Raw genomic sequence first — 12447 nt, 5'->3', positions numbered from 1 at the left:
GCAGCCCCACGCGGGAGTCGGCACACGCGCCGTCACGCGTCACGCGTCGTCGCGGCCCAGGTTGACGACGGCCTGCAAGCGCGCCAGCACCGCCTCCGCGCCCTGGTGCAGGTGTGTCCCGTCCCAGAGTGCGGGTGTGGAGTGGCCGCCATGCAGCGTCCAGTCCAGCTCGGCTTCCGCGTACACGAGGTTGCGGAAGACAATGCGGTCCTCCAGCGCGTGGTCGACGATGTAGAGGCGCGCCACGGCGGAGGGCTTGTCGGCGATGCGGTGGAACAACTCGAGCGGAGCAGAGGTCATGGCGCCGTCACGGGAAGGAAGAGGTCGGCCAAATCCTTGCGGGAGCGGCCGACCAGGTCCGCCAGTGTGTACCGGTCCAGCACGGCGAGGAAGGCCTCTCGCGCCTCGGACAACACGCCCTTGAGCCCACAGGCCGGAGCGATGGGGCACGTGTTCGTCTCGCGGTTGAAGCACTCCACCAGTTCGAAGTCCGGCTCCGCCGCGCGCAGCACCTTGCCCACGGAGATGTCCTTGGTGGGGCGTGCCAGCGTGACGCCGCCGGAGCGCCCCGCTTTGACTTCCACGAAGCCCTCGCCCGACAGCGTCTGCACCACCCGCACCAGGTGGTGCTTGGAGATGCCGTACGCATCCGCCAGCTCCTGGGTGGAGGCGAGCCTTCCGGGGCGGGCGGCGAGGTAGAGCAGGACGCGCAGCGAGTAGTCGGCGTGGAGGGTGAGGTGCACGGTCAGCGGGCTCCGACGGGCTCCACCCGAGGAGCGCTCGGCAGGAAGGCATCCGCGTGGAGGTCCTTCAGCGAGAGTCCCGAGAGGAAGAGCTTCTTGCGCAGGGATAACACCATTCCGGAATCGCCGCAGAGCCACGCGCGGAAGCCCACCGGCTTCGGGCACTCCGCGCGGATGAGCACGTCGAGCGCTCCCTCGGCCACGTCGCGGCTGCCGCCCGTCAACACGCCAGGCCTGTAGTGGAAACCCGAATGTCGCGCGGCCAGCTCACGCAGCGCGTCCATCAGGTAGAGCCCCTCGGGCGTGCGCGCGCCGTGGAAGAGCCAGATGGGTCCGGTGTGCCCCGACTCCAGCGCGTCCCGGGCGATACCGTAGAGGGGCGCGAGCCCCGTGCCGGTGCCCGCCAACAGCAGCGGCTGTTCGGGACGGCCGGAAACGTAGAAGCAATTCCCCGCCGGACCCTGCACGGCCAGGGTGTCACCAATGCGTGCCTCACTGGCGAGCCAGCCGCTCATCGCCCCGCCTGGTACCAGGCGCACGTGCAACTCCAGCAGACCCTCGCGCGGCAGGCTCGCCAGGGAGTAGCTGCGGGCCAGCCCATCCTCCCGCAACAGCGACACGTACTGCCCCGCCCGATAGTCGAAGGGCGCGGCGGTGGACAGGCACACGCGCAGCACGCTTTCGGACAAGAGCGTCAGCGACTCGAGACGCGCGGGCACACGCAGCGCGTCCGCGCCCGCCACCTCCAGCTCCGTGCCCACGATGGGCTTGCAGACACATGCGAGGAAGTAGCCCTGCGTGCGCAGCGTGTCCTTCAGCCCCACGCGCGCGGCCTCCGGGATTTCGCCAGACAACGCGCGCATGAGGCAGGACTGACAGGCTCCGGCGCGGCATGCGCTCGGCACGGCCACGCCCTGCCGCAAGAGCCCGTCCAGCACGCTCTCCTCGGACTCCAGCGGATACCACCGCGACTCGTGCTTCACCCGGGCCATGGCGCGCCTCCCCTTGCTTCAGCGGTTGAGCACGTCCGCGCGAGCCCCTCCGGCGATGGCGAGCACGCGTGCCACCAGCGGCGCGGGCACGTTGAGTTCCTCCAGCGTCGCGCGCAGGTGCTCCACCACCGCGTCGAAGTGCGTCTCGTTCAGCCCGCGCGTCACCAGGGGCGCATGACCCGCGCGCATGTCCTTGCCCGAGTAGTTCGACGGCCCGCCCGTCACCATCGTCAGGAACGCCTTCTGCTTCGCGGCCTGGCGCTCCATGTCCACGTCCTCGAAGAAGTGGCTGATGCGGTCGTCCGACAACACCTTCCGGTAGAACACGTCCACCGCCGCCGCCATCGCCGGCTCTCCGCCAATCTGCTCGTACACGCTCTTCTCGTGCGCCACCGTGCTCATCTCGGTCCGCCCCTTTCGCCCGCTCGGGCTTAAAGATGCATTTCAAATGCATTGATTCGAGCGTAACGTCAACTCCGGTGGGACAAGGCTGTTGAATCAACGGAATCAGGCGGCCCCTGGGGGCACCGTCGCGGGGGCGTCATGTCTCCGCGCGGAAGTTGCGGCCCATGGTCGCGCTGGTGCCGACGTAGTGGCGGAACACGTAGAGCAGGGGCCGCCAGCGCTCGACGTCGATGTGCTGCGTGCCCGGCACGGTGACGGACTCGTGGGCGTGGACGCGGGTGACGCGCAACTCGGCGATGACAAAGGACGGCTCGGGCGCGTCGAGCGTGGGCGTGGAGGGGTGCGCGGACAGGAGCACGGCCTCGAGTTGAAGAGGACACTCGGCCACGCGGGGCGGAGCGACGGTGTCCGAGGGCACGGGGGTGAAGCCCGCGCGCTCGAACTTGCGGGGCTCGTGTTGATAGCCCATGGCGCGCTTCTTCTCCGGCACGGGGAAGCGGCCCGTGGTGGGCGCGAGGCGCTCGACCTGTGGCCACAAGGACGCGGAGGGAAGATTCACCACGGCCTCCCGCGTGCGCTCCAGGTTCACCAGGCCCTGGCCAGATTGGCCCAACCCGAGCACCAGCCGATCATCCAGCGCCCACGCGGAGGACAGCGGCGTCAGATTGGGCGAGCCGTCTTCTTGAAGGGTGCTCAAGAGCACCACCGGCGTCCCGAAGTAGAGGATACGGGGCGTAATCACACGATGTCTCGTCGGCTCGGTCATGCCCGCGTCCTAGAGCTCAGGTGATGCGAGAAGCTTCGCTGCCCACCGAAGCGTCCACGCGACAGGTCCACCGCCTCGCATGCCTCACGACGCGCGGGGAGCGCCCACCTGCATCGGCATCTGCCGAAACGTCGACTCGACAGGTTCGCCGCCTCGCGAGCCTCACGACACGCGAGTCGACTCCCCACCATGAAACGTCTGCGCGACAGTCCCGCCGCCTCACGACGCGCGAGTCGCTCCCACCTGCTTCGGCATGTGCCGAAACGTCGACGCCACAGGCCCACCGCCTCGCGAGCTTCAAGACTCGCGAGTCGACCACCCGCGATGCTTCGGCGTACAACGAAACGTCCTGGTACGCTCCGCGCTCAAGCTCCCGCCATGCCCCATCCCATCGACCTCGCCCTCACCGCCTCGCTCATCGGAGACGCCACGCGCGCGGGCATGCTCTCGCGCCTGCTCGAAGGTCCCGCGTGCACAGCGGGAGAGCTCGCACGCGAAGCGGGCATCTCCCCGCAGACGGCGAGCGGGCACCTCGCGAAGCTCCTCGAAGGAAACCTGGTCCGCGTGGAGGTACAGGGTCGGCACCGCTACTACCGGCTCGCCAACCCCGACGTCGCGCGAGCACTGGAGGCACTCAGCCTGCTCGTGCCCACGCGAGTGGCGCCCGTGCGCGTCCCGGAGCCGCTGCGCTTCGCGCGCACCTGCTACGACCACCTGGCGGGCACGCTCGGTGTCGCGATGGCCGAGGGCCTGGAGCAACGCGGCCTGCTCGAGTCCAGCGAGGACACCTACGCGCTCACGCCCTCAGGCGAGCGCTTCGTGGCGAAGTGGGGCGTGGACCTGGAGGAGCTGTCCCAGGGCCGCCGAGCCTTCGCGCGCCGCTGCCTGGACTGGAGCGAGCGCCGCGCCCACGTCGGTGGGGCGCTGGGCGCCGCGCTGGCGGAGCGCCTCTTCGCGCTGCGCTGGATTGCGCGCCGGCCCGAGGGCCGCGGAGTGCGGCTCACCGTCGAGGGCCGGCGGGGCTTCGAGAAGTCGCTGGGGCTGTCCTGGCCCTGAAGCCAGGACGCTGACTCAGCCCCGGGCGCCCGTGGACGCGGCGCCGATGCGGGCCGCCTCGCGACGCACCGTGGCCTGCTCCAGCTCGTAGCGGGCGTCCTCGGAGGACAGGCCCTTGAGGCGCTCCTGCGCGTCGGACAGGCGCTTGCGCGCGCCCTCCACGTCGATGCCGGACACGTGCTCCGCGGCGTCCGCCAGCACGAGCACCTTGTCGTTGGCCACTTCCACGAAGCCGCCGGCGACGAAGTACGCGTCGCGCTTGCCGGCGTCGATGAGCGTCAGCGGGCCCGGCTCCATCAGCGACAGGAAGGGGGTGTGCCCCGGCCGCACGCCAAACAGACCCTTGCCGCCGGGCACGATGGCCTCGTCGGCCTGCACCGACAGGATGCGCTTCTCGGGGGTGACAATCTCCACAGTCAGCTTGGCCATGAGGCTCCTCGCACTACCCAAATCAGAAATGGAGCTGCTGGGTGGTTCCACCCACCGGCTCGAACTCCACCACCCCGCCGTCCGTCAGCCGAGGCCCCTTGCCAGGGATGCCGAGCGTGCCCTCCACCCACTTCAAGTGGTGGGTCATCTGGCGCACCTCGGTGAGCTGCTTCGCGGGAACCAGGTCCGTCAGCCGCCGCTCCAGGACGCGCTGCCCGTCGCGGCCATACTGCCCCGCCACCAGCACGTTCACGGCCCAGCCCGGAGGACCCTTGGGCTTCTTCGCCTTGCCCCGCCTCGGCGCCGGCTCTTCCTTCGCCTTCCCCTTCTCCACCAGGGGCCACAGCACCCAGACGCGCTCGCCGTCGTTGGAGACGAAGTAGTAGTCGTCCACCGTCCCCAGGCACTGCTCCAGCTGCCAGACGGGTCCGCTCTCCTTCGTCACCTCGAGCCGGCACTTGCCCGGGCCGCCGTCCACCATGCGCACGCTGTACAAGCCGTTGGCGCTCACCCGGGCCCGTCCCTTTCGCTCCTCCGCGACGGCGGGGAGCGACAGGACGGTGAGGAACAGGACGAGCGCCGCGTGACGCATGGTCACCTCGGAAAGCGGGTGGATACCGAGTCTACGCGGCCTGCTTGATGGCGTTCTCGACGACTTCGCTGATGGTGCCCGCCATGTAGAAGGCGCCCTCGGGGATTTCGTCGTGCTTGCCCTCGGCGATCTCCTTGAAGCCCTGGATGGTGTCCTGGAGCTTCACGTACCGGCCTTCCTTGCCGGTGAAGACCTGGGCGACGAAGAACGGCTGGGACAGGAACTTCTGAATCTTGCGGGCGCGCGCCACCACCAGCTTGTCGTCCTCGGAGAGCTCGTCCATGCCGAGGATGGCGATGATGTCCTGCAGCTCCTTGTACCGCTGGAGGATGCCCTGGACCTTGCGAGCCACCGCGTAGTGCTCCTGGCCGATGATGCCCGGGTCCAGGATGCGGCTGGTGGAGTCGAGCGGGTCCACGGCGGGGAAGATGGCGAGCTCGGCGATGGAGCGGTTGAGCACCGTCGTCGCGTCCAGGTGGGCGAACGCCGTCGCGGGCGCCGGGTCCGTGAGGTCGTCGGCGGGGACGTAGATGGCCTGCACCGAGGTGATGGAGCCCTTGGTGGTGGAGGTGATGCGCTCCTGGAGGCTGCCCATCTCCGTGGCGAGCGTGGGCTGGTAACCCACGGCGCTGGGGATGCGGCCCAGGAGGGCGGACACTTCCGAGCCGGCCTGGGTGAAGCGGAAGATGTTGTCCACGAAGAGGAGCACGTCACGGCCCTCCACGTCGCGGAAGTACTCCGCCATGGTCAGCGCGGAGAGGGCCACGCGGGCGCGGGCACCAGGCGGCTCGTTCATCTGGCCGTACACGAGGACGGCCTGGCTGGCCTCCAGGTTGTCGGTCTTGATGACGCCCGTGTCCTGCATCTCGTGGTACAGGTCGTTGCCTTCGCGGGTGCGCTCGCCGACGCCGGCGAACACGGAGAAGCCGCCGCGCTCGATGGCGACGTTGCGGATGAGCTCCTGCAGGAGCACCGTCTTGCCCACGCCGGCGCCGCCGAACAGGCCAATCTTGCCACCACGGGTGTAGGGGGCGAGCAGGTCGATGACCTTGATGCCGGTCTCGAACATCTGCACGCGCACGTCCTGCTCCGTGAACGCGGGGGGCGCGCGGTGGATGGGCCAGTACTCCTGCGCCTTCACGGGGCCCATCTCGTCCACCGGCTCACCGGTGACGTTCAGGATGCGGCCCAGGGTGGCCTTGCCGACCGGAACCTGGATGGGGGCGCCCGTGTTGCGGACCGCGGTGCCACGCGCCAGACCCTCGGTGGAGTCCATGGCGATGGTGCGCACCGTGTTCTCGCCCAGGTGCTGCGCCACTTCCAGGGTGAGGTTCTCCTGCTCCGGACCCAGGTTGGCGTTCGTCACCTTCAGGGCGACGTACACCTCGGGGAGACCGCCCGGCGGGAACTCGACGTCGACCACGGGGCCGAGAACCTGGATGATTTTGCCTGCCGTAGGAACTTGAGCGCTCATGGGATTTCGTCTGCCTCGTGAGGGGGAGCGGCCGGCGCCGTGCCCGTCATCAAATTTCGGCCCGGGTGGGAGGGCGGTGCCCCTTTACCGGGGGCCTCCCCCAGAATCAAGCCTCCCGGGGACCTGACCGGTAAGTCCCGCTTAGCGGATCCACGCCCCCGGCGCCAACCCCCCGGCTACTTCCCGTCCACCTGATAGACGAGCGGCAGGTTGCCCTTCGAGCCGCCGCCCACCACCACCACCTTGGCGTTGGGGCTGGAGGCGAGCTTCTCCGTGGCCTCGATGCCCTTGAAGCGCAGGTACTCCTCGGTGAGGCCCTGGCGGACGATGTTCTGGTACTTCGCGATGCCCTCGGCTTCGATCTGCCGGCGCTCGGCCTCCTGGCGCTCCTTGTCCAGGGTGAAGCGCATCTTCTGGCTGCGCTGCTCCTCGGCGAGCTTGTCGGCGATGGCCTCCCGGATGGCGGCCGGCAGGGTGACGTCCCGGACGAGGATTGCCTCCACGACGACGTGCTTGCCCTGCAGGGCCCGCGTCACCTCGTCCTGGATCTCCTTCTCAATCTGCTCTCGCCTGGTGGAGTAGATCTCCTCCGGCGCGTACCGGCCGAACACCTTGCGCGCCTCCGAGCGGGCGATGGGGGCGATGAGGATGTCCGCGTAGCGGGGGCCCGTCTGCGTGTGCAGCTCGAAGAGCTTCGTCGGGTCCACCCGGTAGCGCACGCTGGAGTCCACCTTCAAATCCAGGCCGTTGTTGGAGAGCACGCTCAGCTCGTCCTTCATCTCCTGGACGCGCAAGTCATAGGTGATGAGCGACTTGCCCGGCCTGAGCACGTGCAGGCCCTCGCCATAGGGCTCGCGCTGGGTGCCGCTGCCGAAGGAGTCGAAGCCGATGCCTCCGTGGCCACTGGACACCGTCTCACAGGCACACCCACTGATGCACAAGAGTCCCAGCACCACCCACAGTCGCTGCTTCACGAGGTCCTCCTCACGCGAGCCCACACGCACTCGAGGACGCCTTTAAACGCGAAGGGCCCGCACCCAAAAATGGGGCGGGCCCGAAGGCGCTGCGGACAGGAGGCGAAGGACTACTTGAGCGCCTCGGCGCCGGAGACGATCTCCATCAGCTCCTTGGTGATGACCGCCTGACGGGTGCGGTTGTAGGTGAGCGTCAGGCTGGAAATCATGTCCGAGGCGTTGGAGGTGGCGTTCTCCATGGCGCTCATGCGGGCGCCGTGCTCGCTGGCCACGCTCTCCAGCAGGGCGCGGTAGACCTTGATGTTGACGGCCTGGGGGACCAGGCGGTCCAGCACGGCCTGGCGGTCCGGCTCGTACTTGAAGTCCACCATCGCGGTGGCGCCCTCGGCGGGGGGCGCGCCGGCGCCGAGCGTCTGCAGCGGCAGCAACTGCGCGACGACGACCTTCTGGTTAATCGCGCTGATGAACTCGTTGTAGACGATGTGGACCGCGTCCACCTCGCCGTTGAGGTAGCTGGCGACCAGTTCCTCGGCCACGTCCGCGGCGGCGCGGTAGTTCAGCCGCTGGTACAGGCCACCGAAGTCCTTGCGGATGGTCTGGTTGCGGTTGCGGAAGAAGTCGTTGCCCTTGCGGCCCACCGTGGAGACCCGGATGCTCTCCAGCGCGGTGTTCTCGTAGATGAAGCGGTTGGCGCGGCGGGTGATGTTGGAGTTGAAGCCGCCCGCGAGGCCACGGTCCGACGTCAGCGTCAGCAGCTCCACGCGCTTGACGGGACGGGACACCAGCAGCGGGTGGGTGAGGTTGTCGTCACCGGAGCGCGCCGACAGGTCCGCGATGATCTGGTCCAGCATCGTCGCGTACGGACGGGCGGCGAGGATGGCGTCCTGCGCCTTTCGCAGCTTCGCGGCGGAGACCATCTTCATGGCCTTGGTGATCTGCCGCGTGTTCTTCACCGAGCGGATGCGCTTGCGAATGTCGCGAAGGGACGCCATGGGACGGAGGACTCCTGTGGGACGTTCTGCCCAGGTGCGCCCGGGTGGGAGCAAGGCAGTCTGACGGCGGGGCCCCCTATATAAGCGGGCCGCAGGCCGGTCAACGGCAGTCCTGCCGGGGCTTTCCCGACACGCGGCCCGGGTGCTCCCGCAAGCTCCGGCGGAGGGCTGCCGGGCGGGCACCCCCGGCTGTCGGTGGTGTGCGAACCCCTTACCTTCCAGGGCATGGCCTCGACCGTCGCCTCCGGTGGACCCCTGCTCATCGTCGAGGACGACGTGGATATCCGCGAGGCGCTCCAGGGCTACCTGGAGCTCCAGGGCTACGAGGTCCGCGTGGCGGGTGACGGCCGGGAGGCGCTGGCGCACCTGGCGGGCCCGGTGCCTCCCTGCCTCATCCTGCTGGACATGGGGCTGCCCGTGCTGGACGGCCACCGGGTGCTGACGGCGCGTGGGACGGACCCGGCGCTCTCCAGGGTCCCGGTGGTCATCCTGTCGGCGGAGACGGCGGACATGAGCCCTCGAGACAGGGCGGTGTACGCGGCGAGCCAGGGCGTGGCGGCCTTCCTGCCCAAGCCGGTGGACCCCAGGCGGCTCCTGGAGACGCTGCGGCGGCTGTTGCCGGGGCTGGCCGCTCCCCAGGCGGACGCGCCCCTTTGACGCAGGCAGTCCACACGGGGCTTTGCCAGGGCGGTGGGTCGTAACAGAATGGCGCCTGGAGCGGTGGTTCCAGGGTCCATGAAGCCAACCCGAGCGAGCGGTATCTGGGCGCGCAGGGCCCTCATCCTCCTGCTCGTGGGCACGGTGGGCCTGCTCGTCACCTCGCACCTCGTGCGGGTGAGCTACGAGGAGCGCATCGTGTCGTTGGCCGAGGCGCCGTCCGCGCCGGTGGCGCTCGTCTTCGGCGCGGGGCTGGCGCCGGGCGCGGTGCCCTCTCCGGTGCTCGCCCAGCGGTTGGACATGGCGATGGCGCTGTGGCGCGAGGGCAAGGTGCGCGCGGTGCTGGTGAGCGGGGACGAGGTGAAGCCCTTCCACCACGAGACTCGGGCCATGCGGCGCTATCTGCTGGAGCGCGGCGTGCCGGAGGAGGCGGTGCTGGGCGATGAGGCGGGGCTGTCCACCTACGACAGCTGCCTGCGGGCGCGCGGCGTGTTCGGAGCGAGCCAGGCGCTGCTCGTCACCCAGCGCTTCCACCTGCCCCGGGCGCTGTTCATCGCCAACTCGGTGGGCATCGACGCGTGGGGCGTGGCGGCCGACGAGGGGCGCTCGACGCCCTGGCGCTACACCGTGCGCGAGACGCTGTCGCGCGTGCTGGCGCTGGGCATGGTGGTGCTGAAGGTGGAGCCCGTCTACCCCACGGGCCGTGCGGCGTTCCCGAAGGGCTGAACGGTTGAACCCGGCAGGCGGGCGGGCGGCACGAATTGCGGCGGTGCTCGCGGGTTCTCATTGTTGAGACACGGCGGCCGGCCCACCCCGCTTGAGCGAGGAGACACCATGCGATTCAAGAAGCTCGGTTCGGAGGACGTGGGCGAGTCCACCTCATTGCGTCACGTGAATCAGGACACCGGCGAGGAGGAGATCAACATCTCCGACCAGGACATGGCGGCGACGCCCCCTCTGGAGGAGGAGCCGGACTTCCGAGACATCCTGCCGGACCAGATTCACGAGTTCCGTCGAGGTGACGAAGAAGAGGAAGAGGTGGAGCTGACGGCCCAGCCCGAGGAGCGCTTGCGCCCCGCGCGCAGGGATCAGCTTCCGGAGAGCTAGGCTCTCGGCGTTACCGGTTCGATGGCGAGGCCGGGCTGAAGAGGCCCGCGCCCACCGCCGTCACCCGCCAGAGGGAGGGAGCAGAGCACTTCCGCTCGCGAGCTTCCCCTGCCACGCCAGGAAGACACCCAGGATCTCCCGCAGGTTCGCAACTCCACCGAACCCCTCGAAGACGTCGGCACGCACTCGGCAGCGAACCCAATCCTCGTCCGTCCGATCGATTATCACTTCCTCGAAGACGACCCCCGACAACTCCGTCTGGGTCAAATCGACATAGACTGACCACCCTGGGTTATCGAGGCTTTCGATCCGAACACCGTACTGGTGCTCCCAATCCCCATTGGAGTGATTGGCAAGCCAGCCTTCCAGCGCGCGCAGAGCATCCATCGTCATTTTCTCCTCCCAGGAGTTGACGATGAGGAACGGCGAGACCACGCCAGGCTGACATCGACGGGCTTCTCGCATCGAGGCGGCCTACCTCGGGGGGGTCGCCTTGTCCCGAGCCACGGGGCGGCCCCTTGCTGAATCGAGGGGCCGCGCATGGACACGAGGAGTGACTACCTCCTCGTCTTGGCCTTCTTGGCGGGTGCCTTCTTCGCAGCGGCCTTCTTGGCACCCGCCCTCGGCGGAGGGGCCTTCTTCGCGGCGGGCTTCTTCGCAGTGGCCTTCGCCGGGAGTGCCTTCTTCGCGGCACCCTTGGCCACTGCCTTCTTCGTGGCGGCCTTCGCGGATGCCTTCTTCGCGGATGCCTTCTTCGTGGTGGCCTTCGCCACTGCCTTCTTCGTGGCAGGCTTCTTCGCGGCGGCCTTTGCCACTGCCTTCTTCGCGGCGGACTTCGCCGGTGCCTTCTTCGCGGCAGGCTGCGCGGGAGCCACCTTCGCTGGCACCTTCGTCGCGGCGGGCTTCTTGTCGACGGCCTTGCTCACGGCGCTCGTCGCAGGAGCCGGCGCCGGTGGCGTAGCCGCCTCCTTCGCCTTGGCCTTCTTCACGACAGGCTCGGCGGGGACCTTCGGCTCCGGCGCCTGGGCAGCGGACGGCTTCTTCTTGGGCGCCTTCTTCTCGGGCCCCAGTTCCTTACGCAGCGCCTCCTGCATCGTCGGCCGCACGAACAGCTCCACCTGCGTCACCGCCGCCTTCGACGGAGCCTTCTTCCCACCACCGAGCTTCGCGCCACTCTTCCCGAGCCCAGCACCCTCATCGCCCTTCCGGCCGCGCGACACGTCGTCGTCGTACTCGTAGGCCAGCTCGCGCTGAGCGCCCTGGTCCTCTTCCTCTTCGTCCTCCTCCTCGGCCTCGACGAGCACCTCCTCGTCGACGGCCTCCTCCTCGTCGTCCACCGCGACGCCAGAGAGCGCGCCCTGGAGCACCGCGTTCAGCGCCCTCGCGAAGGTGCGCTCACCGAAGCTCTCGACCTCCGCCGGAGGCACGAGCACGTCGAGCATCTCCTTCAGCGTGCGGTACAGCCGCATCTCGCGCTTCTCGCCCTCCCAGGTGCCGAAAATCCACTCCTCGTCACCCAACGCCTGGACCCAGCCCGGCAGCGGCCCGCCCCCATCCCCCTGCTCCACCATGGCCGACTTGCGCGCGGAGAACAGGTGCCGGTGGGTCCCCTTCATTCCAATGCGCCACACACCCGCCGCTGGAAGACCCTCCAGCTTCAGCCGCGTCTTCTCCATCACGCTCACGGAGCCCTCGGGCCCGTGCAGCGGGAAGAGACTCACGTCTCCGTGAAACTCGCCCCCGTTGAAGGACAGGTACAGGTGGCCGAGGTCCTCGGGGAATGGAACGCCACACTCCGTCTCCGCCCACCGGACCTCATCCGCGGACACACCCGATGACGCTGCCTTCGCTGACTTCCGCAGTGCCTGCAACCACTCGTGCATGACCCCTCCACGACAACACCATTGCCACAACCTTACGGCGGCTGTGCCCTCCCGCGCAGTGCGCCTGTTGGGCTTTTGATGCGCCCGCGCGCGGGATGATCCAGCCCCCGAGGTAGGGCCCGCCAAGCCCTCCTCGCGACCTACCACGACAACGCCCGGCCTGGGCTCCATCCATCCCCTCCCTCGGGAGGAGGACCCGCCTCCAAGCCACCAGGCCCCAGCCTCCGACCCCGCCCCAGGTCCCAGGTGGCCCACCGCGCTTCCGCTGATCCACGGCGCACCCGTGGCAGCCCCGCCCGTCCCAGACCCCTGTGTCCTGGCGTCGACACGACCCACGTCGAGCCCCACGAAGCCGGGCGGGATGACCACCCTCCCAA

16 protein-coding genes are annotated in these 12447 nt (G+C 69.0%); 4 read left to right on the top strand and 12 right to left on the bottom strand.

What is annotated here, in order from left to right; all coding sequences use genetic code 11:
* Positions 1 to 39 precede the first annotated feature (39 nt).
* The 5 genes from HUW62_RS01215 to HUW62_RS01195 form a co-directional block, all read right to left on the bottom strand.
* Positions 40 to 300 carry a hypothetical protein gene (locus HUW62_RS01215; RefSeq protein ID WP_176433305.1) on the bottom strand — a complete coding sequence of 87 codons (261 nt, stop codon included), beginning with the start codon at positions 298 to 300 and terminating at the stop codon, positions 40 to 42.
* A complete protein-coding gene (locus tag HUW62_RS01210; protein ID WP_163864328.1) occupies positions 297 to 743 on the bottom strand; it encodes an Rrf2 family transcriptional regulator in 447 nt (148 codons plus the stop codon). The genes HUW62_RS01215 and HUW62_RS01210 overlap by 4 nt, the downstream gene beginning before the upstream one ends.
* Before the next feature lie 2 nt (positions 744 to 745).
* Positions 746 to 1735, bottom strand: coding sequence for an FAD-binding oxidoreductase (locus HUW62_RS01205; RefSeq protein WP_176433304.1), 990 nt, complete (start codon positions 1733 to 1735; stop codon positions 746 to 748).
* Positions 1736 to 1753: 18 nt separating this feature from the next.
* A complete protein-coding gene (locus HUW62_RS01200; RefSeq protein ID WP_163864330.1) occupies positions 1754 to 2137 on the bottom strand; it encodes a group 1 truncated hemoglobin in 384 nt (127 codons plus the stop codon).
* Positions 2138 to 2276: 139 nt separating this feature from the next.
* A complete protein-coding gene (locus HUW62_RS01195) occupies positions 2277 to 2882 on the bottom strand; it encodes a flavin reductase family protein (RefSeq protein ID WP_368670318.1) in 606 nt (201 codons plus the stop codon).
* A 402-nt stretch (positions 2883 to 3284) separates the two neighbouring features.
* On the opposite strand from HUW62_RS01195, the gene HUW62_RS01190 reads away from it, so the two are divergent.
* Positions 3285 to 3962: a helix-turn-helix transcriptional regulator gene (locus tag HUW62_RS01190; protein WP_176433302.1), complete on the top strand. Its 678-nt coding sequence runs from the start codon at positions 3285 to 3287 to the stop codon at positions 3960 to 3962.
* A gap of 15 nt (positions 3963 to 3977) precedes the next feature.
* Here the strand turns inward: HUW62_RS01190 and HUW62_RS01185 are convergent, their stop codons facing one another.
* The 5 genes from HUW62_RS01185 to atpG all read right to left on the bottom strand — a co-directional run bounded on the left by HUW62_RS01185 (position 3978) and on the right by atpG (position 8423).
* Complete coding sequence (locus HUW62_RS01185; RefSeq protein ID WP_163864333.1) at positions 3978 to 4391, bottom strand: F0F1 ATP synthase subunit epsilon; 414 nt, start codon at positions 4389 to 4391, stop codon at positions 3978 to 3980.
* 22 nt (positions 4392 to 4413) lie between these two features.
* A complete protein-coding gene (locus HUW62_RS01180; protein WP_163864334.1) occupies positions 4414 to 4983 on the bottom strand; it encodes a hypothetical protein in 570 nt (189 codons plus the stop codon).
* A 31-nt stretch (positions 4984 to 5014) separates the two neighbouring features.
* Positions 5015 to 6457, bottom strand: a complete 1443-nt coding sequence (atpD, locus tag HUW62_RS01175) for a F0F1 ATP synthase subunit beta (protein WP_163864335.1) — start codon at positions 6455 to 6457, stop codon at positions 5015 to 5017.
* A gap of 176 nt (positions 6458 to 6633) precedes the next feature.
* On the bottom strand, positions 6634 to 7431 hold the full coding sequence (locus HUW62_RS01170) for a prohibitin family protein (RefSeq protein ID WP_163864336.1): 798 nt from the start codon (positions 7429 to 7431) through the stop codon (positions 6634 to 6636).
* Between the two features lie 110 nt (positions 7432 to 7541).
* Positions 7542 to 8423, bottom strand: a complete 882-nt coding sequence (atpG, locus tag HUW62_RS01165; RefSeq protein WP_163864337.1) for an ATP synthase F1 subunit gamma — start codon at positions 8421 to 8423, stop codon at positions 7542 to 7544.
* A gap of 225 nt (positions 8424 to 8648) precedes the next feature.
* Here atpG and HUW62_RS01160 point away from each other — a divergent pair, with 225 nt between their 5' ends.
* From HUW62_RS01160 to HUW62_RS01150, 3 genes are all read left to right on the top strand, one after another.
* Positions 8649 to 9080 carry a response regulator gene (locus HUW62_RS01160; protein WP_163864338.1) on the top strand — a complete coding sequence of 144 codons (432 nt, stop codon included), beginning with the start codon at positions 8649 to 8651 and terminating at the stop codon, positions 9078 to 9080.
* Positions 9081 to 9158: 78 nt separating this feature from the next.
* Positions 9159 to 9806, top strand: a complete 648-nt coding sequence (locus tag HUW62_RS01155) for a vancomycin high temperature exclusion protein (RefSeq protein WP_176433301.1) — start codon at positions 9159 to 9161, stop codon at positions 9804 to 9806.
* Between the two features lie 108 nt (positions 9807 to 9914).
* The gene (locus tag HUW62_RS01150; RefSeq protein WP_163864340.1) at positions 9915 to 10187 is read left to right on the top strand and encodes a hypothetical protein; all 273 of its coding nucleotides are present in this window, start codon (positions 9915 to 9917) and stop codon (positions 10185 to 10187) included.
* A gap of 60 nt (positions 10188 to 10247) precedes the next feature.
* Here HUW62_RS01150 and HUW62_RS01145 read toward each other — a convergent pair whose 3' ends face one another.
* Both HUW62_RS01145 and HUW62_RS01140 read right to left on the bottom strand, forming a co-directional pair.
* Positions 10248 to 10622, bottom strand: a complete 375-nt coding sequence (locus tag HUW62_RS01145; RefSeq protein WP_217911034.1) for an immunity 53 family protein — start codon at positions 10620 to 10622, stop codon at positions 10248 to 10250.
* 122 nt (positions 10623 to 10744) lie between these two features.
* Positions 10745 to 12070, bottom strand: a complete 1326-nt coding sequence (locus tag HUW62_RS01140) for an SMI1/KNR4 family protein (protein WP_176433300.1) — start codon at positions 12068 to 12070, stop codon at positions 10745 to 10747.
* Between the last annotated feature and the right edge of the window lie 377 nt (positions 12071 to 12447).

Origin of the sequence: Myxococcus sp. AM011 (assembly GCF_013372595.1) — a bacterium.
Classification (GTDB): Bacteria; Myxococcota; Myxococcia; order Myxococcales; family Myxococcaceae; genus Myxococcus; species Myxococcus eversor.
This window is presented reverse-complemented; position numbering and strand designations above follow the sequence as displayed.

What these genes read in the sequence shown, in the direction of transcription:
- HUW62_RS01205 (WP_176433304.1), bottom strand. Translation starts at nt 1,735, where the DNA reads ATGGCCCGGGTGAAGCACGAGTCGCGGTGGTATCCGCTGGAGTCCGAG.
- HUW62_RS01190 (WP_176433302.1), top strand. Translation starts at nt 3,285, where the DNA reads ATGCCCCATCCCATCGACCTCGCCCTCACCGCCTCGCTCATCGGAGAC.
- HUW62_RS01180 (WP_163864334.1), bottom strand. Translation starts at nt 4,983, where the DNA reads ATGCGTCACGCGGCGCTCGTCCTGTTCCTCACCGTCCTGTCGCTCCCC.
- HUW62_RS01215 (WP_176433305.1), bottom strand. Translation starts at nt 300, where the DNA reads ATGACCTCTGCTCCGCTCGAGTTGTTCCACCGCATCGCCGACAAGCCC.
- atpG (WP_163864337.1), bottom strand. Translation starts at nt 8,423, where the DNA reads ATGGCGTCCCTTCGCGACATTCGCAAGCGCATCCGCTCGGTGAAGAAC.
- HUW62_RS01140 (WP_176433300.1), bottom strand. Translation starts at nt 12,070, where the DNA reads ATGCACGAGTGGTTGCAGGCACTGCGGAAGTCAGCGAAGGCAGCGTCA.
- HUW62_RS01160 (WP_163864338.1), top strand. Translation starts at nt 8,649, where the DNA reads ATGGCCTCGACCGTCGCCTCCGGTGGACCCCTGCTCATCGTCGAGGAC.
- atpD (WP_163864335.1), bottom strand. Translation starts at nt 6,457, where the DNA reads ATGAGCGCTCAAGTTCCTACGGCAGGCAAAATCATCCAGGTTCTCGGC.
- HUW62_RS01185 (WP_163864333.1), bottom strand. Translation starts at nt 4,391, where the DNA reads ATGGCCAAGCTGACTGTGGAGATTGTCACCCCCGAGAAGCGCATCCTG.
- HUW62_RS01155 (WP_176433301.1), top strand. Translation starts at nt 9,159, where the DNA reads ATGAAGCCAACCCGAGCGAGCGGTATCTGGGCGCGCAGGGCCCTCATC.
- HUW62_RS01150 (WP_163864340.1), top strand. Translation starts at nt 9,915, where the DNA reads ATGCGATTCAAGAAGCTCGGTTCGGAGGACGTGGGCGAGTCCACCTCA.
- HUW62_RS01200 (WP_163864330.1), bottom strand. Translation starts at nt 2,137, where the DNA reads ATGAGCACGGTGGCGCACGAGAAGAGCGTGTACGAGCAGATTGGCGGA.